Raw genomic sequence first — 18,391 nt, 5'->3', positions numbered from 1 at the left:
TTATTAACGCCCGCTTAACCCTTTGAAATCATTCTTCATCCTGTGTATGCGTGGGTGAGATCAGGATGAAGACGCTTTCCACATTGATCGGGGCCGCCGCCTTGTTCGGCGGCGTTCAGCTGTTTCATGGCGGCGGTGTTGAAGGCATCGGCGAAGAGGCCACGCCGTCCAATACCTACAGGCTGGTCGCCAATGGCGACGAGGGGGCATGCGCGGTCACGCGCGGCGCCTCGGTCTCGGATGGCTTGTCGCTGTTGTCCGTGGCGCCGAATTGCCACCGGCTCCTGCCGGGCCTCGAACAGGCGAAATTCTGGCACGAGCAAAGCGACGGAACGGTCGCCTTCAGCGCCAACGGCATCGATCCGATCGTCACCTTCGCCGTGGCTGACGGCGACGGTTACGAATCCTACGCCCCGGCGCTACCATTGCTGTCGCTCGCGGCCGATGGTGACTTGAAGCCGCGAGACTGACTACTCAGCCGCGGCCCGTGCGCCGGCTTTCGCGGCGGCATGCAGGCGCACCGCATCGCCGAAAGCGCGAAAAATCTTGGCCGAGTTGCTGTCCGACTTGACCCAGTATTCGGGATGCCATTGCACGCCGACGGCGAAGGCGCGCGCGCCCTTGACCGAAACCGCTTCGACGGTGCCGTCCGTGGCGACAGCCTCGATCTCGAGCTTCGACCCCAGCCGGTCGATCGCCTGGCGATGCAAGGAATTGACCTTGATGTCGCCCGCGCCGAACACGCCGGCCAGACAACTGCCTGGCTTGATCGAAATGGTCTGGTGAATGGCGAAGCGCTCGTCCTGTTTGTCGCTTACCGCCGCACGGTGGTCCAGCGACCCCTCGCGCTCCTGGATCTCGGTGCCCAGCGTACCGCCAAGCGCCACGTTCAGTTCCTGAATGCCGCGGCAGATGGCAAGCAGCGGCACGCCGCGCTCGATTGCCTTGCGGATCAGCGGCAGCGTCGTGGAGTCGCGCGCGGTGTCATAGGGGCCATTCGCTTCGCTGGCATCGCCGCCATAGAGCGAGGGGTCGACGTTGGATTTCGAGCCGGTCAGCATGACGCCGTCGACCGACGACAGGAGTTCGTCGAAATCCAGCCGGTCGCCGAACGAGGGCACGAGCAGGGGGAAAACGCCGGCACCTATGATTGCGGCTTCCAGATATTGTTGGGGGGCGGCATGCCAGGTGTAGTTGTCGAATTGACGGACGTCGGTCGATATGGCGACGAGCGGCTGCTGCATTTTGGGTCTGTTTTCCATCTGGCAAGGGATGTCCTGCCTTTAAAATAAGCGATCCCCGGGCATTTTTCCAGCCAAGTTTCAGCGTGTCGCATGGGCCACCAAAGCGGCTGTTAGACTATAGTTGCAGGGTCGCATGGCTTCGCCACCAAATCCGGCCGCCGTGCTGGACTCGACTTCTTGCCCGTGTATTGTCTCGTGCGAACCGATGCGGGAGCCGAGGATTTCCCGAACGTCGGTCTGTTGATCCAAAAGGGAGGAACTGCATGGATCGTCGTTCATTCATCCGCAAGGCCGGCGTCACCGGCGTCGGCGCAGCCGCGGCAGCGGCCACGCTCGCCGCACCGGCAATAGCCCAGACCAATCCCAAGGTGACATGGCGGCTTGCGTCGTCCTTCCCGAAGTCGCTCGACACCATCTATGGCGGGGCCGAAGTGTTCTCCAAGATGCTGTCTGAAGCCACCGACGGCAATTTCCAGATCCAGGTCTTCGCCGCCGGCGAACTCGTCCCCGGCTTGCAGGCCGCCGACGCCACCACGGCCGGCACGGTCGAGGCCTGCCACACGGTGGCATATTATTACTGGGGCAAGGATCCGACATGGGCGCTGGGTGCGGCGGTGCCCTTCTCGCTCAACGCGCGCGGCATGAATGCCTGGCACTACCATGGCGGCGGCATCGACCTGTTCAACGAGTTCCTCGCCACGCAAGGTCTGTTCGGCCTGCCGGGCGGCAACACCGGCGTGCAGATGGGTGGCTGGTTCCGCAAGGAGATCAACACCGTCGCCGACCTCTCCGGCCTCAAGATGCGCATCGGCGGCTTTGCCGGCAAAGTGGTGCAGAAGCTCGGCGTCGTGCCGCAGCAGATCGCCGGCGGCGACATCTACCCGGCGCTGGAAAAGGGCACCATCGATGCCGCCGAATGGGTCGGCCCCTATGACGACGAGAAGCTCGGCTTCTACAAGGTCGCGCCCTATTACTACTATCCAGGCTGGTGGGAAGGCGGCCCGACCGTCCATCTGATGTTCAACAAGGCGAAATATGAAGAACTTTCGCCGACCTACAAGTCGCTGCTGCGCACGTGCGCCCAGGCCGCCGACGCCGACATGCTGCAGAAATACGACTATGTGAACCCTCCGGCGGTGAAGCGGCTGGTGGCCGGCGGCGCCAAACTGCGCCCGTTCAGCCAGGAGATCATGGCCGCCTGCTTCGAGAAGGCGAACGAGGTCTATGCCGAAATGGAAGCCTCGAACGCGCCGTTCAAGAAGATCTGGGAATCGATCAAGGGCTTCCGCAAGGAGCACTATCTCTGGGCGCAGGTGGCCGAATACAATTACGACACCTTCATGATGGTCCAGCAGCGCAACGGCAAGCTGTAACGATTTGCCCTAAGTCGGGGTGGCCAACTACTACAGAAGTTTGCGCCGCCCCTCATCGCCCTGTCGGGCACTTCTCCCCGTATAGCGACGGGGAGAAGGGGCTGGCCGCAACGCCGGCGCACTTTTAGAAACGTTGGTGATCGGCGAAACCGCCGATGACAGCGCCCCTCTCCCCGTCACTATACGGGGAGAGGATGCCGGCAGGCAGGTGAGGGGCGGCGCCAACATACGGACGGTTTCGAAGACCAACCGCCTACCTTCACTCCGGCACCACCACCACCTTGACCTCGCCCGGCGCCGGCGGATTGGCGATCACGCTAGGCGCCTCTTCCAGCGACACTTGCCTGGAGATCAGCCGATCGATCTCGATCGCGCCGGACGCGATGAGCGCGGCGGCGCGGCGGTGTGTGTAGGGGTTGAGGAACGAGCCCAGCACTTTCAGCTCCCGGAACAACAAGTCGAAGGGCTCGAATTCCGCCTTCATGCCTTGCGGCGTCACGCCGACGATGACGACGATGCCGCCGGCCCTTGCCAGCCGCATCGACTGCTCGACGGTCTCACGCACACCGGCGCATTCGAACACCACGTCGGCGCCACCGGGCGCCAGGCCGGCCGGACCGGCGATCGCATCGATCACATCGGCGGCTGTGGGATCGACCGTCGCCGTCGCGCCGAGTTCCCTGGCAAGCGCGCGTCGCGAGGCTTGCCTTGTCGACAGGATGATGGTGGTGGCCCCGGCAAGCCGCGCCAGTTGAACGGTGAGCAGGCCGATGACGCCGCCGCCGAGCACGACCACCGAACTGCCTGGCTTGATCCCGGCAAGGTCGACGCCGTGCAGGCAGCAGCCGAGCGGCTCGCAGAAAGCGCCATGCGTCGGTTTCAGATCCGCGGGAAGGACAAAAGCCTGTTTCTGCGGCATCACCAGATAGTCGGCAAAGCCGCCGTCGCGGTGGATGCCGATGGCGGTGAGATTGCTGCACAGATTGACGCGGCCGGCATGGCAATGGCCGCAGCGTCCGCAGGCGATGTTGGGATCGCCAGTGACCCGGTCGCCGACAGCAAAGCTGGAGACGGCATCGCCGACCGCCTCGACGATGCCGGAGAATTCGTGCCCGGGCGTCACCGGCGGCCTGCAGGGGAACTCGCCGTGGAAAAGATGCCGGTCAGTGCCGCAGACACCGCAGGCCTCGATCCGCACCAGGAGGTCGTCCGGGCCGGGAACAGGCTTGGCAACCTCGCGCAGCGCGATGTTGCCCACTTTCTCCAGCCGGACGGCTTTCATGGCGTCTTCCCCTCCGACCTCAGTTGAAATTCGGCGGCTGCGACAGGTCCGGCGCCGGTGCCGCCGGTTTGGCCGGCGGCGCATCGCCGAAATTCGGCGGTTGCGACAGGTCGGGCATGCCGGGCGCCGCCGGCGCGCCACCGCCATTGGCAGGCGCGCCGCCGCCTTCCGGCGTGCCAAGCGGCGACAGGCTGGGCATTTCCGGCACCTTGTAGTCGATCGTGCCGGAATCGACCGCCGCGCCCTTGTAGCGCATCACCATTTGCGGGAAGGCGATGGTCAGGGCGATCATGATCACCTGGATGCAGACGAACGGCACCGCGCCCCAATAGATCTGGCCCGTCGTCACCGGCGCTATCTGCTTGCCGGTCAGGCGGTCGAGGTAGGGCACGCGCGAGGCGACCGAGCGCAGGTAGAACAGCGCGAAACCGAACGGCGGATGCATGAAGCTGGTCTGCATGTTGACGCCCAGAAGCACGCCGAACCAGATCAGGTCGATGCCGAGCTTGTCGGCGGCCGGCGCCAGCAGCGGCACGATGATGAAGGCCAGTTCGAAGAAATCGAGGAAAAAGGCGAGGAAGAAGACGAGCAAGTTGACGCCGATCAGGAAGCCAACTTCGCCGCCCGGCAGCGAGGTCAAGAGATGCTCGACCCAGATCTGGCCGTTGACCCCGTAGAAGGTCAGCGAGAACACCCGCGCGCCGATCAGGATGAACAGCACGAAGGACGACAGCCGCGTCGTCGAGGCCAGCGCCTGCTTGATCACGTCCATCGACAGCCGGCCCTTCATCGCCGCCATCGCCAGCGCGCCAACCGCGCCCATGGCGCCGCCCTCGGTTGGGGTGGCGATGCCGAGGAAGATAGTGCCGAGCACCAGGAAGATCAGCGCCAACGGCGGGATCAGCACGATCACGACCTGCTGCGCCAGCCGAGACATCATGTTGATCTTCAGGCCGCGGTCGAGAATCGCGACGACGTAGATGAAGATAACGCCGACGGCCGCGCCGAGAATGTCGGCATTGTCCCCATGAGCGGGCACCAGGTAACGGTAGGCAGCGTAGGCTATCGCCACGGCCGCTATCAACGCGATCAGCAAGGACACCACGCCATGGCCGAGCGTCCGCGCTTCGAGCGGCAGGGCCGGCATCGACTTTGGCCGGACGATCGACATGATCACGATGTAGAGCGTGTATAGGCCGGTCAGCACCAGGCCGGGGATCAGGGCGCCGGCATACATGTCGCCCACCGAGCGGCCGAGCTGGTCGGCGAGAACGATCAGCACCAGCGACGGCGGGATGATCTGGGCAAGCGTGCCCGACGCCGCGATGACGCCCGATGCCACCCGGCGGTCATAACCATAGCGCAGCATGATCGGCAGCGAGATCAGCCCCATGGCGATGACGGATGCCGCCACCACGCCGGTGGTGGCCGCCAGCAGCGCGCCGACGAAGATCACGGCATAGGCGAGGCCGCCGCGGATCGGTCCGAACAACTGGCCGATCGTGTCGAGCAGGTCTTCGGCCATGCCCGATCGCTCGAGCACGATGCCCATGAAGGTGAAGAATGGGATCGCCAGCAGCGTGTCGTTCGACATAACCCGGCTGCCGTAGAAATTGTCCGGCAGCGCATAGAGCAGCGGCCAGGCGAGATTGATCGCGCCGCCCGAATAGGGCGTCAAGAGCACGCCGATGAAGAAGAACATCAGGCCGTTGGCGGCGAGCGAAAAGGCGACGGGATAGCCGATCAGCATGAACAGGATTAGCGAGGCGAACATGATCGGCGCCATGTTCTGGGCGATGAACTCCATCACGAACGCACCTCTTCAGCGAGCGCCTTGGCTTCTTCAGCGAGCGCCTTGGCTTCGAGTTCAGCCTGTTCGTGCACGGAAATGAATGGGTTGGGATCCTCAATGACGCCGTGCATAATGGCGATCTTCTTGATGATCTCGGAAATGCCTTGCAGCGCGAGCAGGAAAAAGCCGACCAGCAAGATGGCCTTGGCCGGCCACACGATCAGGCCGCCGGCGTTGGTCGACATTTCACCGCTGTGGAAGGACAGCGACACATAGGGCACGAAATAGAACACCATCAGCGTCACGAACGGCATCAGGAAGAAGACGTGGCCGAAGAGGTCGATCCGGTGCTGCACGCGGCGTGAAAACAGGCCGTAGACGATGTCGATGCGGATATGCTCGTTCTGCTTCAGCGTGTAGGCGGCGGCCAGCATGAAGGCGCCGCCGAACAGGTACCATTGCAGCTCCAGCCACGCGTTGGACGACGTGTCGAACACCTTTCGGATGACCGCGTTGGCCGCGCTCACCAGGATCGCCAGCAGGATCAGCCAGGATACCGATTTGCCGATGAATTCGTTGGCGCGATCAATGGCCCTGGATAGAGCGAGAAGCCCTGCCATGCATTCCTCCCTGATGCGGTGACGCGCGATCCCCCTTTTTCGTCGCGCGGCCTGGCCCAACCGTATGCAATGCGTGGTCCGGTTGGTCAACACGGGGAGGGAGAATGCAGGCCATCGGCCCTTGCGGCACGGTGGAAAACCGCAGCCTGACGAAAGGTCATGCAACCAAAGTCTGATGGGGGTTCAGACGACCTTGCCGGTGTCGCGGCCGGCGCCGATCAGGATCAGCATGGCCACCAGGAACAGATACATCCACGCATCGCGCCATTCGACCGGGAAATAGCCGGCCCACAGTGATTCGGCCATGCCGAAAGCGGCCGCGCCCAGAGCGGCTCGTGATGGCGAGAGATAGCCGCCGACAGCCGTCACGAACAGGATCTTCAGGCCGTAAACAAGGCCGGAACCGAAGCTGACATTGCCGTAATAGAGGCTGGCCATGACCCCAGCCAGCGCGGCGCAGGAGCCGCCGAACAGCACGGCACGCCGGAACACGCCACGCACATCGACGCCGCACAGGGCGGCGGCCCTGGGGTCGTCGGAAACGGCGCGCCAGCACCGGCCGAAGTTTGAGCGGGCAAACACCCACGTAGCGAGTGCGACCGCCGCCACGACCACTGCGCAGTCGAGCACCTGGATCAGCGTCAGCGTCGCCTTGAAGCCGGAGCCTTCGGCGAAGACGATGGGCTCGGCCAGCATTGGCGGCAGCCACAGATCATGCGTATCGGCCGCGATGCGGCTTGCTTCCGACAGGACGAGCAGGATGCCGAGCGTCGTCACCACGATGGCATTGGGCGAGCGGTCGGCCAGCGGCTCGAAGACGCTGCGCGACAGGACATGGCTGATGAGCGCGGCATAGAGGAACGCCGCGACGACGCCGAACAGCACCGAAGCCAACAGCGTCAGCCACAGCACCTGATAGCCGAAGGCGACGCTCAGGATCATTGCCTGGCCGCAGAAGGCAAACAGCGCGCCATAGGCGAGGTTGGTGCGGTGCAGGATGCCGTTGGTCAGCACGTAGCCGAAGGCGAGCAGGGCATAGAGCGCGCCCGAATGCAGTCCGTTCAGCACCTGCTGGAAGAAGTAAAGCATGCTCGACAACACCAGAAGCATCCCGCCCAAGAGCGGATCGGACAAGAGCGGATCGGACAGGAGCGGATCGGACAAAGGCGACCATATCGTGCGCATCCGAGGTTTGCATCGCCGAATCTAACTTGTCAAATGCGATTTATCGGTTAGATTTTCGGAAATGACAGTTGCCTGGACCCCACACCGCTTCACCGGCGGCCTGCTCGCGCTCGACACGGCCAACACCGTCGTGCTGCGCGGCGATCCGGAGCGCGCGTTCGACCGCTTCGACGATCCGGCCGAGATAGCCCGCTTCGCCGACGCGGCCAGCGGCTTTCGCGCCGCCGAGCTTGGCGACAGGCGGCTGGCGGTGTCCTCGCCGGCCGCAATCGCGCCCGTCGTGCTCTCGATCCGCGAGACGACCGACCGGCTGTTCCGGGGCGCTGTGTCGAAGGGCGCGCTCGCCACCGCGGAGTTGCCCGAATTCCTGCGGGCCTGCGCCGACGGCCTGGCCGCCGGCCGGACCGAGATCGGGGCGCCGGGACGGCCGTTCGGCGATCCGGACACGCCGATCGCCTTCGAGGCTGCGCTGGCGGTTTCAGCCCTCTCACTGCTGCGCGACGACACGGTCGCGAGGCTCAGGATCTGTCCCAACTGCACCTGGCTGTTTGTCGACAGAAGCCGCAATTCGAGCCGCCTTTGGTGCGACATGGCGGTGTGCGGCAACCGGCAGAAGGCAAGCCGTCACTATCGCCGCCGCAGGGCGGCCAATGAGGTCAGGAATGCCTAGAACTCTCTTCCGCTCGATCGTTGTTGGCGCGGCGCTGGTTGCGACGATCGCGCTTGGCGCCTGTCGCGATACCGGCGGCGAAGGCAAGCTGTTCGAGGTCTCCGGCAAGATATTCGTCTTCAACTACCGTCTGGCCCGGGCGACCTATGTCGTAACGCTGCGGCCCTTGCGGCCGATGGGCGAGGGGCAAGTGGCGGTTGCCAGCTTCCAGAACCCCGCCGGTGGTGATCCATTCGTGGTCGAGCAGAAGATCTGGCCGAAGCTCGACAAGGTGAGCCTGGAAAGCCCGGCGCTGACCTGCGTCGTCAAGAACAAGCCCTATGCCATCGCCATCAGCATCAAGGGCGCCGACGGCGCGATCCTGCAGACCATCGACACCACCCTGATGTCGACGGAAGATCAGTCCATCCTGCCCGACCGGCCGCTGGTCATCGACCAGCTCTACACGGCCAATCCCGACCTCGCCGGCCATCCCGACGGCAAGCTGCCGGGCGAGCCGAAGCCGGACTGCTCGAAAGCCGGCTGACGGCATCGATTTCGACTGGAATTTTCGTACGCCGTCGCCCTGTTGGCGCACGCTTTCATGCGCGGTCCAGCGTTCGACGGACTGTTTGTTGCGCGTTGGCTGGTCCTTTCGATTTTGTTTGACCTGTCTTGCAAGGGAAGAAAGGATGCGTCATCCGATCCCGACGTTGGCTGCTGCTCGGCGCGGCCTTCGCAGAGGAAATGCCTGATGACGCTGCATGATGTCGCGCTCGACGACAAGTTCGATCTTGGGAAGGAGCGCATCTTCCTGTCCGGCGCACAGGCGGTAATCCGCATGCTCCTGATGCAGCGCGAGCGCGACCGCCGCGCTGGCCTGAACACGGCGGGCTTCGTCTCCGGCTATCGCGGCTCGCCGCTCGGCGGCCTGGATATGCAGCTGTGGAAGGCGAAGAAGCAGCTCGCTGGGGCCGATATCGTCTTCCAGCCCGGCCTCAACGAGGAGCTTGCCGCCACCGCCTGCTGGGGCTCGCAGCAGACGGAACTGCTGGGCGAGGGCACCCATGACGGTGTTTTTTCGGTGTGGTACGGCAAGGGGCCCGGCGTCGATCGTTCAGGCGATGTGTTCCGCCACGCCAATCTCGCCGGCTCGTCCAGACATGGCGGCGTCCTTGCGCTCATGGGCGACGACCACATGGCCGAATCCTCGACCAACGCGCACGCCACCGAATTCCTCTTCGTCGACACCATGGTGCCGATCCTCAACCCGGCCGGCGTCCAGGAGATCATCGACTACGGCCTGTATGGCTTTGCCATGTCGCGCTTCGCCGGCACCTGGGCAGCGATCAAATGCGTCAAGGACAACATCGAATCGACAGCCTCCGTCGATGCCTCGCTCGAACGGCTGAACATCGTCGTGCCGGATTTCGACATGCCGCCGGGCGGCCTCAACATCCGCCACGAGATCGACATGCTCGGCCAGGAAGAGCGGCTGCATGAGCACAAGCGTGCCGCGGCCTCCGCCTTCATCCATGCCAATGGGCTGAACAGGATCGTCTATTCGGGCGGCCGCAACCCGAAGCTCGGCATCATCACCCTGGGCAAGAGCTATCTCGACGTCCGCCAGGCGCTGGAGGATATCGGCATCGACGAGGCGGGAGCCAGCCGGATCGGCGTGCGGCTGTTCAAGGTCGGCTGCCCCTGGCCGCTCGACCTGCAGCACATCGCCGAGTTCGCGCGTGGTCTCGACACCATCGTCGTCGTCGAAGAGAAACGATCGCTGATCGAGGTGCAACTGCGCGAGAGCCTTTATGGCACCGCTTCGCAGCCGGTCATCGTCGGCAAGAAGGATGAGCGCGGCGACTGGCTGTTCCCGGCCAAGGGCGCGCTGGACCCCAACGAGATCGCCATTGCTCTCGGCGAGAGGATCGTGAAGACCATCGGCCCTTCCGAAGAGATTTCGGCAAGGGTGGCGAAGCTGCGGCAGTTCCAGGCGATGCTGGCGGACGCCACCGACATCGGTTCGCGCACGCCCTTCTTCTGCTCGGGTTGTCCGCACAATTCCTCGACCAAGGTGCCGGACGGCTCGATCGCCGCCGCAGGCATCGGCTGCCACTTCATGGCGCTGTGGATGGACCGCAACACGCTCGGCTTCACCGCCATGGGCGGCGAGGGCGCGCAATGGGTCGGCCAGGCGCCGTTCTCCAGGCGCGACCACATCTTCCAGAATCTCGGCGACGGCACCTACAACCATTCCGGCACGCTGGCGATCCGCTTCGCCCTGTCGAGCGAAGCCAACATCACCTACAAGATCCTCTACAACGACGCCGTCGCCATGACCGGCGGCCAGCCGCATGAGGGCGGGCTGACCGTGGACATGATCGCCAGGCAGGTGCGGGCGGAGGGCGTCGACCGCATCGCGATCGTCACCGACGAGCCTGACAAGTATGCAGGGAAGGCCGAGTTTCCGGCCGGCGCCACCATTCATCACCGCGACGACCTCGATCTCGTCCAGCGCGAGCTGCGCGACGTCAAGGGCGTGTCGATTCTGCTCTACGACCAGACCTGCGCCGCCGAAAAGCGCCGCCGCCGCAAGCGCGGCACCTTTCCCGATCCCGACAAGCGCGTCTTCATCAACGAACTGGTCTGCGAAGGCTGCGGCGATTGCGGCGTGCAGTCGAACTGCGTCTCGATCCAGCCGGTCGAAACCGAATTCGGCCGCAAGCGCAAGATCGACCAGTCGAGCTGCAACAAGGATTTCTCCTGCGTCAACGGCTTCTGCCCGTCCTTCGTCACGGTGCACGGTGCCAAGATCCGCAAGGCCGAAGGCCTGGCCGGCAAGACCGACCCGCTCGAAGGCGTACCGACACCAGCCGAATTCCCGCTCGGCGTCGAGGGCTGGGCGGCGATCATCGACGGTGTCGGCGGCACCGGCGTCGTCACCGTCGGCGCCGTGCTCGGTATGGCGGCGCATCTGGAGGACAAGGGCTGCGGCATGATCGACATGGCCGGCCTCGCCCAGAAGGGCGGTTCTGTGTTCACCCATGTCCGCATCGCCCGCACGCCGGACGATATCCATGCCATCCGTGTCTCAGCGGGGAAAGCCGACCTCGTGCTCGGCTGCGACCTCGTCGTCTCAGGCGCCAAGAAGGTGCTGACCGCGGTGCGCGAGGGTCATACGATCTTCCTCGCCAACACCGCCGAGATCATGCCGGGCGAATTTGCCCGATCGGCCGATTTCTCGCTGCCGGTCGAGCGCCTGAAGAAGGCGATCCGGTCCGCCGCCGGCGACGACAAGGCGCATTTCTTCGACGCCACCCGCACCGCCACCGCGCTGTTCGGCAATTCGCTCGGCGCCAACATGTTCATGCTCGGCTTTGCCTTCCAGCACGGTGGTCTGCCGCTCTCGGCCGAGGCGGTTGAAAAGGCTATCGAATTGAACGGCGAAGCGGTGGCGATGAACATTGCCGCTTTCCGCTGGGGCCGTCGCGCCGCCCACCAGCCGGATTTCGTGCGCGGTCTCGTCGCCCAGCCGGGGCCAACCTTCGCCGGCAAGGCCGGGCAGGCCGCGCCGGTCGCCGAGACCCTCGACGAGATCATCGCCCGCCGTGTCGCCTTCCTCGCCGCCTATCAGAACGCTGCTTACGGCAGACGCTACGCCGACAGGATTTCGACGCTGCGAGCGGCGGAAACGAAGGCCATGCCGGGTTCGACCGACGTGACCGGGGCCGCCGCCAAAAGCCTGTTCAAGCTGATGGCGATCAAGGACGAATACGAGGTGGCGCGGCTCTACACCGACGGCTCCTTCGCCGCCGAGCTTGGCAAGCAGTTCCAGAGCTACGAGAAACTCGAATTCCATCTCGCGCCGCCGATCATGGGGCGCCGCGGCAATGACGGCAAGCCGAGGAAATCGAGCTTCGGTCCTTGGATGATGAAAGGCTTTCGGCTGCTGGCGGCGATGAAAGGCCTGCGCGGCACGGCTTTCGACCTGTTCGGCTACACCGCCGAGCGGCGCATGGAGCGGCAATTGCTGGCGCAGTACGAAGCCGATCTACTGCTCGTGGCCAGCTCGCTGGCGCCGGGCAAGATCGAGGCCGCGGTAGCCCTAGTCTCGGTCCCGGCGCTGATCCGCGGCTATGGCCATGTCCGGCAGGCAAGCGCCGAAAAGGCGGCGGGCGAGCGCTCCAGACTGCTCCAGCGGCTGACCCAAACGATGCCGATACCGGTTCTCAGTGCCGCTGAGTGATTCCCCCACCAAAGCCTTTTTCGGGCTGTAAGGCCCTCTCGCCTTGGCAGGCGGACCGAAGCCGTTGCTTAACCCACTGTTCTAAGCCTTTCTTAAGGCGGTTGTGGCATGACAAGGCCTAGCGTTGGGCCGACCATATGGGCAAAACAAAGACCGAAAGCATCCCCGCGGATGTTTATATCCAATTTGTGCGGTCGTTGTTCGACAACGCGCACATGTTGGTGATTGGTGGCGCGTGCTACTGGATCCTCGGGTTCATGATTTATCTGCGCACGCAAAATCCGTTGTTTCTGGCCTTTTCATTTATTCTACTGCCGATCAGCCTTCTCCGCTATTTCGGTATCCGCAGCTTCCTGAAGACGGGCGGCGTGATTGCCGATGTCGAACACGCACACCGATTGGAGCGCAGCTACATCTTCAAGGGCTGCTTACAGGGCCTCGGTTTGGGTGCGCTGTGCTTCGTGTCGATCTATGTGTATCCCGACCCATTCGCCGAACTGGCGGCGATGTCGCTGACGTTGGCAACCCTGGTCACGGTTGTCGCCCGCAACTACGGTTCTCCGCGCATGGTGCGGATTTTTTCGGTAACCTTCATCGGTCCGATGGCACTTGCGCTCCTGCTGCGTCAGGATGCGCCGTCCGTCGTCCTCGGTCTGATGATCTTCCCGATGACGTTCATTACCATCAATAGCGCCGACCATGTTCGCAATGTGCTGTTTTCCGCGGTCATCGGCCACCAGCAGGCGAAAAGCATAACGCGCAGGTTCGACCGCGCGCTCAACACCATGTCGCACGGCCTAGTCATGCTCGGCCCTGACGGGCGCGTCGCGGTCGCCAACGCCGAGGCCGCTCACCTGATGTCGCTGAAATCGGCCGACGCGCTGCTCGGGCGCTCCATCCACGGCCTTCTGATGCGCGGCGTCGCCGGCGGCATGCTGGCGTCGAAGGACTGCCGCTACGTCGAGGCGCAGCTGACGCGCGCCCTGCGCGAGGGCAGGGACCGCAAGGTGCTTGTCTCGCTCGCCAACGGTCAACATTACGAATTCTCCGCGCGCGAAGGCAGCCTGGAACTCGGCGTGATCACCTTCGAGGATGTCACGGCGCGCGTCGAAGCGGAGGAAAAGATCCGGTTCATGGCGCGCTACGACAATCTCACCGGCCTTCCCAACCGCGCCTATTTTCACGAACTGGTGGGCGAGCTGATGGTCTCCGGCGACCGCGATCGCCTGTGCGGCCTCGCGGTGATCGACCTCGACGATTTCAAGAGCGTCAACGACACGCTCGGTCATCCTGTCGGCGACGGCCTGATCTACGCCGTGGCCGAGCGGCTGGCGGCCATCGCCGGGCAAGGCCTTACCGTCAGCCGCTTCGGCGGCGACGAGTTCATGCTGTTCTTCGATCGCATCGATGACGACAGCCACCTGGCGAGCCTGCTCGACGGGATTTTCGCCGAGCTGCAGGGAGAGGTCGACGTCGCGGGCCATGGGTTGCGGATCCAGGCCAGCGCCGGCGCGGTGCTGTCCAAGGTCGGCGAAAGCGATGTCGACGGCATGATCGTCAAGGCGGACCTGGCACTCTACAAGGCCAAGGAGCTCGGCAAGAACGGTTGGCGGCTGTTCGAGGCGGCGATGGACGCCGCGTTCCGCAACCGCCAGCTGATGAAGGCGGATCTGCGCAGCGCCGTGGAAAGCAAGGGCCTGCGGGTCGTCTACCAGCCGATCGTGGCGATGAACACCATGCGCATCGCCAGCTGCGAGGCGCTTTGCCGCTGGGACCATCCCGATATTGGGCCGATCTCGCCCGGCATCTTCATTCCGCTGGCCGAGGAGATGGGAATCATCTCCGAGATCAGCACCTTCGTGCTCCATGCGGCTTGCACCGAATGCGCCAAATGGCCTGACCAGACCAGCGTCTCGGTCAACCTTTCGGCCAGGGATTTCCGCAACCGCGACGTCATCCAGAAGGTCCGCGATGCGTTGGCGAACTCCGGCCTCGCCGCCGACCGCCTCGAGATCGAAGTCACCGAAACCGCGTTGCTCGACGACAAATCCTTGACGCGCCAATATATCGAGGAGCTGAAGCAGCTTGGCGTTCGCATCGCCCTCGACGATTTCGGCACCGGCTATTCAAGCCTGAGCTATCTCCACAAGCTGCCTCTCGACAAGATCAAGATCGACCGGTCGTTCGTGATCGACGTCACCCAGAATCCGCGTTCGCTCGAGCTGTTGAAGGGCGTCGTCGACCTGACCCGCATCCTTGGACTCACCGTCACCATCGAAGGCGTGGAGACGTTCGAGCAGCTCAAGATCCTCATGCAGTCGGTGAAGCCGGATCTTGTCCAAGGCTTCCTGTTCGGCGCAGCGCTCAGCGCGTCGGGTATCGAGACGATGTCGAACGTCACCTGGCCATTTGCCGCGGATCTGCGTCTCGTCACCAAGCGCACAGCCGGCTAGCTTTCGCCGCAAATTCCCGCCCATCGGAGTCAATAATGTGCGTTGCTTGGATCGTGCGCCGGGCTCGTACGAACCAGCATATTTGAGCACATTTGGTAGCGACTTGGAACAAATCCAAGCAAAGCGCTCAGTAGCTTTCACGCGGACTTGGATATGGACGCCAAAACTGCTCCTTTAGCTAGCACCACTCTGCCGCCAGAATCTCCGGTTGTTAAGGTTAACAAGTGGTAAATCGGCAGGGTCGAATTTTCGGCTTGTGTCTCATTTCAACTCGAATAGCCTGTTCAGAGGCGGATACGAGGACTTGAGAATGGATGCTGCGAGAAACGATGCGCGGGCTGGCGCCGGCGCAAATGCTGGGTCGGCGCTGAACCATTCGATCATGCAATTGCTGGAGCATGTCGACTATCGTCTCATCACTGGAGGCGAGGATCTGGAGGCGATCTACCGCCTTCGCTATCAATCCTACCTGCAATCGGGCATGTGCGGCCCGATCGCCAGCGGGATGTTCGAGGATCGCTGGGACAATCTGCCGAATTCCTATCGGTTCGGCGTCTACTTCGATGGACACCTGGTCAGCACACTACGGCTCCACTACCTTTCCCGAGAGCACCCTCATTCGCCGTCCGTCGACGCCTATCCGGAAATATTGGCCGAGCGGCTTGCCCGCGGAGAGACGTTCATCGACGGGACTCGCTTCGCAACCGATGCCGACAGTGCGCCCGCGCCCGGAGTCCTGCCTTTTCTGACGCTCAGACTAGGCATGGTGGCCGCAAGTTACTTTAACCTCACGGCAGTGCTTACGCCGATCAAGATCGAGCATTCCGCTTACTATGCTCGCATCTTCCATGCCATTCAGAGGACAGAGGGCAAGGTGTTCCCGGGTGTTCTTGCGCCGATCGCTCTGTTCGAAATCCCCTGCGGCGAAAACTTGCGCCAGACACTCGAACGGTTCCCGTTCTTTAAGTCGACGGCGGTGGAGCAGCGGATGATGTTCGCCAATCCGGCCATCAACCGGCTGACGCCGCTGTCCATCGTACCGACGGCGAAATACTATCGCGACGCTGCCTGAATGGGTGCCTTCCTGGCATCATGAACCTTTCCCACGGATTCGCCGTTATGAGTAGCGGCATCGCCATCGAGTATCGCCGCAATTCTGCCCAACGGGCGTGTCGCCCCGGGCTCATGTCGCATTGTTCGTGGGAAGGAATACGGTCATGACCATCCACTCGCTCGCGCTCACGCCGCTGATCTCGCTGATCGCCGGCGTGCTGATTCTGATCATGCCGCGGCTGTTGAACTACATCGTCGCGCTCTATCTGATTGTCGTTGGACTGCTGGGCTTGTTCCCGCATCTGGCCAGCTGAGACAGCCGGGCAAGCGTGCCGCAGAATCGCGGAATGCCCGGATCGGCCGCCAGTTTCAATTTTCGCTTGAGGCAGTTGTCGGCTGCGATGCGGCAATAGCGCCATTGCTCTCCGCCCGGCTTTTCGCTATGTGCCTGAAAGATGTCTTCGAAGGGGTATTCCTATGGCTGAGCACACGCCGAGCGGTCCTGTAGAACTGGGCGCGAAGATGGACTATGCCGAGCATGACCGCACCTATGCGGGCTTCCTGGCGCTGGCCAAATACGGTTCGCTCTTCTGCGGCGCGCTCCTGCTGGCGATGGCTTTCGGCTTCTTCGCGGGCGGCTTCTTCTCTGCGCTGATCCTGTTCGTCCTGATCATGGCCGTCGGCGCCTTCATTCTGCGATAGACCTTCCAAAACCCTCTTGCGGTTGACGTAGCCGGATATCCCGGTCGACACCTTCGCGCAGACAGGTTCCAGCCGAAAGGATCATGCGGTGGGACAGACGGTTTTCATCCCTCGTGAGCTCGACGCGAACGAGCCGCGTGTCGCGGCATCGCCCGATACGGTGAAGCGGCTGGTGGGCTTGGGCCTCGACGTGATCGTCGAAGCCGGTGCCGGCACCCGCTCACGTATCCCCGACGAGGAATTTGCCAAGGCAGGCGCTGCCATCGGCAAGGCCTCGGATGCCGGCAAGGCCGATGTCGTGCTGAAGGTCCGCCGGCCAACGGATGCCGAGCTGAAGGGCTACAAAGCCGGCGCTGCGGTGATCGCCATCATGGACCCCTACGGCAACGATGCTGAAGTCGCTGCCCTTGCCAAAGCCGGCGTCACCGCGTTCTCGATGGAGTTCATGCCGCGCATCACGCGCGCGCAATCGATGGACGTGCTGTCCAGCCAGGCCAATCTTGCCGGCTACCAGGCCGTGATCGACGGAGCCGCCGAATATGACCGGGCGCTGCCGATGATGATGACGGCCGCGGGCACGGTGCCGGCGGCGAAGGTCTTCATCATGGGTGTCGGCGTCGCCGGCCTGCAGGCGATCGCCACCGCGCGCCGCCTCGGCGCGGTGGTCACCGCCACCGACGTTCGCCCCGCCGCCAAGGAACAGGTCGCCTCGCTTGGCGCGAAGTTCCTCGCCGTCGAGGACGAGGAGTTCAAGGCCGCCGAGACCGCCGGCGGCTACGCCAAGGAAATGTCCAGGGAATACCAGGCCAAGCAGGCCGCGCTCACCGCCGAGCACATCGCCAAGCAGGATATCGTCATCACCACGGCGCTGATTCCCGGCCGGCCGGCGCCGAAGCTTGTCTCGGCGGCCATGGTTGCCTCGATGAAGCCGGGCTCTGTGATCGTCGATCTGGCCGTCGAGCGTGGCGGCAATGTCGAGGGCGCCGAGGTCGGCAAGATCGTCACCACCGCCAACAATGTGAAGATCGTCGGCCATCTCAACGTGCCAGGCCGCATCGCGGCATCCGCCTCGCTGCTCTATGCCAGGAACCTGTTCGCCTTCCTCGAGACGCTGGTCGACAAGACCACCAAGTCGCTCGCCATCAACCGTGATGACGACCTGGTCAAGGCGACGATGCTGACCGATGGCGGCAAGGTCGTTCATCCGGCCTTCGCCAAGGCCGACCAGCAGCCTCATATCGAGCCGCCCGCGATCCCGGCCACGACCATGGTCGCCGATGCTTCGGCTGCGCCCAAGAAGTCCGCGCCCCGGAAAACCGCCGCATCCAAGTCACCCTCGCCGAAGCCGAAAGGGACCGCGTGATGGATCAGACCTTGCAGAAAGCCCTTGATCAGCTCGATCAGGCGAGTGCCGCCGTCAGGCTCGCGGTGCAGAACCTGGCCAATGCCCCGGGCGGCACTGAGGCCGCCGGTAACGCCGCGCACGCGCTGTCGGGCGGCGCCATCGACCCCTTCGTCTTCCGTTTCGCCATCTTCATCCTGGCGATCTTTGTCGGCTACTACGTCGTCTGGTCGGTGACTCCCGCACTGCACACGCCGCTGATGGCGGTCACCAACGCCATCTCGTCCGTCATCGTCGTCGGTGCGCTGCTCGCCGTCGGCATCGCGGCATCCGGCATTGCCGCCGGCTTCGGCTTCGTCGCGCTGATGCTGGTCTCGGTCAACATCTTCGGCGGCTTCCTCGTCACCCAGCGCATGCTGGCCATGTACAAGAAGAAGGACAAGTAGA

16 protein-coding genes are annotated in these 18,391 nt (G+C 63.7%); 11 read left to right on the top strand and 5 right to left on the bottom strand.

Features of this window, described 5'->3' with window-relative positions:
- Window positions 1–65 precede the first annotated feature (65 nt).
- The gene (locus LB536_RS07805) at window positions 66–470 is read left to right on the top strand and encodes a hypothetical protein (RefSeq protein WP_224590793.1); all 405 of its coding nucleotides are present in this window, start codon (window positions 66–68) and stop codon (window positions 468–470) included.
- Here LB536_RS07805 and LB536_RS07800 read toward each other — a convergent pair whose 3' ends face one another.
- Window positions 471–1,244: a gamma-glutamyl-gamma-aminobutyrate hydrolase family protein gene (locus LB536_RS07800; protein WP_224590791.1), complete on the bottom strand. Its 774-nt coding sequence runs from the start codon at window positions 1,242–1,244 to the stop codon at window positions 471–473. It lies immediately after the preceding gene.
- Between the two features lie 263 nt (window positions 1,245–1,507).
- Between LB536_RS07800 and LB536_RS07795 the strand changes: the two genes are divergently transcribed.
- Window positions 1,508–2,617, top strand: coding sequence for a TRAP transporter substrate-binding protein (locus LB536_RS07795; RefSeq protein ID WP_224590789.1), 1,110 nt, complete (start codon window positions 1,508–1,510; stop codon window positions 2,615–2,617).
- 259 nt (window positions 2,618–2,876) lie between these two features.
- Here the strand turns inward: LB536_RS07795 and LB536_RS07790 are convergent, their stop codons facing one another.
- From LB536_RS07790 to LB536_RS07775, 4 genes are all read right to left on the bottom strand, one after another.
- Complete coding sequence (locus LB536_RS07790) at window positions 2,877–3,899, bottom strand: zinc-dependent alcohol dehydrogenase family protein (protein WP_224590787.1); 1,023 nt, start codon at window positions 3,897–3,899, stop codon at window positions 2,877–2,879.
- A gap of 19 nt (window positions 3,900–3,918) precedes the next feature.
- Window positions 3,919–5,706: a TRAP transporter large permease subunit gene (locus LB536_RS07785; protein ID WP_224591258.1), complete on the bottom strand. Its 1,788-nt coding sequence runs from the start codon at window positions 5,704–5,706 to the stop codon at window positions 3,919–3,921.
- Window positions 5,706–6,311 carry a TRAP transporter small permease subunit gene (locus tag LB536_RS07780; RefSeq protein WP_224590786.1) on the bottom strand — a complete coding sequence of 202 codons (606 nt, stop codon included), beginning with the start codon at window positions 6,309–6,311 and terminating at the stop codon, window positions 5,706–5,708. The genes LB536_RS07785 and LB536_RS07780 overlap by 1 nt, the downstream gene beginning before the upstream one ends.
- A 183-nt stretch (window positions 6,312–6,494) precedes the next feature.
- Window positions 6,495–7,400, bottom strand: coding sequence for a branched-chain amino acid ABC transporter permease (locus tag LB536_RS07775; protein ID WP_224591257.1), 906 nt, complete (start codon window positions 7,398–7,400; stop codon window positions 6,495–6,497).
- Between the two features lie 157 nt (window positions 7,401–7,557).
- Here LB536_RS07775 and LB536_RS07770 point away from each other — a divergent pair, with 157 nt between their 5' ends.
- From LB536_RS07770 to LB536_RS07730, 9 genes are all read left to right on the top strand, one after another.
- Window positions 7,558–8,166 carry a CGNR zinc finger domain-containing protein gene (locus LB536_RS07770; protein ID WP_224590784.1) on the top strand — a complete coding sequence of 203 codons (609 nt, stop codon included), beginning with the start codon at window positions 7,558–7,560 and terminating at the stop codon, window positions 8,164–8,166.
- Window positions 8,159–8,692 (top strand): hypothetical protein, encoded by a 534-nt coding sequence (locus tag LB536_RS07765; RefSeq protein WP_411966535.1) that lies wholly within the window; start codon window positions 8,159–8,161, stop codon window positions 8,690–8,692. The genes LB536_RS07770 and LB536_RS07765 overlap by 8 nt, the downstream gene beginning before the upstream one ends.
- A gap of 207 nt (window positions 8,693–8,899) precedes the next feature.
- A complete protein-coding gene (locus LB536_RS07760; RefSeq protein WP_224590780.1) occupies window positions 8,900–12,394 on the top strand; it encodes an indolepyruvate ferredoxin oxidoreductase family protein in 3,495 nt (1,164 codons plus the stop codon).
- 137 nt (window positions 12,395–12,531) lie between these two features.
- Complete coding sequence (locus LB536_RS07755) at window positions 12,532–14,847, top strand: putative bifunctional diguanylate cyclase/phosphodiesterase (RefSeq protein ID WP_224590778.1); 2,316 nt, start codon at window positions 12,532–12,534, stop codon at window positions 14,845–14,847.
- Window positions 14,848–15,229: 382 nt separating this feature from the next.
- Window positions 15,230–15,919 carry an N-acyl amino acid synthase FeeM domain-containing protein gene (locus tag LB536_RS07750; RefSeq protein WP_224590776.1) on the top strand — a complete coding sequence of 230 codons (690 nt, stop codon included), beginning with the start codon at window positions 15,230–15,232 and terminating at the stop codon, window positions 15,917–15,919.
- Window positions 15,920–16,064: 145 nt separating this feature from the next.
- Window positions 16,065–16,214, top strand: coding sequence for a DUF3096 domain-containing protein (locus LB536_RS07745; RefSeq protein WP_140757087.1), 150 nt, complete (start codon window positions 16,065–16,067; stop codon window positions 16,212–16,214).
- A 163-nt stretch (window positions 16,215–16,377) separates the two neighbouring features.
- Window positions 16,378–16,602 (top strand): aa3-type cytochrome c oxidase subunit IV, encoded by a 225-nt coding sequence (locus tag LB536_RS07740; protein WP_140812025.1) that lies wholly within the window; start codon window positions 16,378–16,380, stop codon window positions 16,600–16,602.
- An 88-nt stretch (window positions 16,603–16,690) separates the two neighbouring features.
- A complete protein-coding gene (locus tag LB536_RS07735) occupies window positions 16,691–17,965 on the top strand; it encodes a Re/Si-specific NAD(P)(+) transhydrogenase subunit alpha (protein WP_224590775.1) in 1,275 nt (424 codons plus the stop codon).
- On the top strand, window positions 17,965–18,390 hold the full coding sequence (locus tag LB536_RS07730; protein WP_263488923.1) for an NAD(P) transhydrogenase subunit alpha: 426 nt from the start codon (window positions 17,965–17,967) through the stop codon (window positions 18,388–18,390). The genes LB536_RS07735 and LB536_RS07730 overlap by 1 nt, the downstream gene beginning before the upstream one ends.
- The last annotated feature ends 1 nt before the right edge of the window (window position 18,391 follow it).

This window comes from Mesorhizobium sp. ES1-3, from assembly GCF_020164795.1.
Lineage (GTDB): Bacteria > Pseudomonadota > Alphaproteobacteria > Rhizobiales > Rhizobiaceae > Mesorhizobium.
The sequence above is the reverse complement of the archived record's forward strand: the minus strand, read 5'-3'. Positions and strand labels throughout refer to the sequence as shown.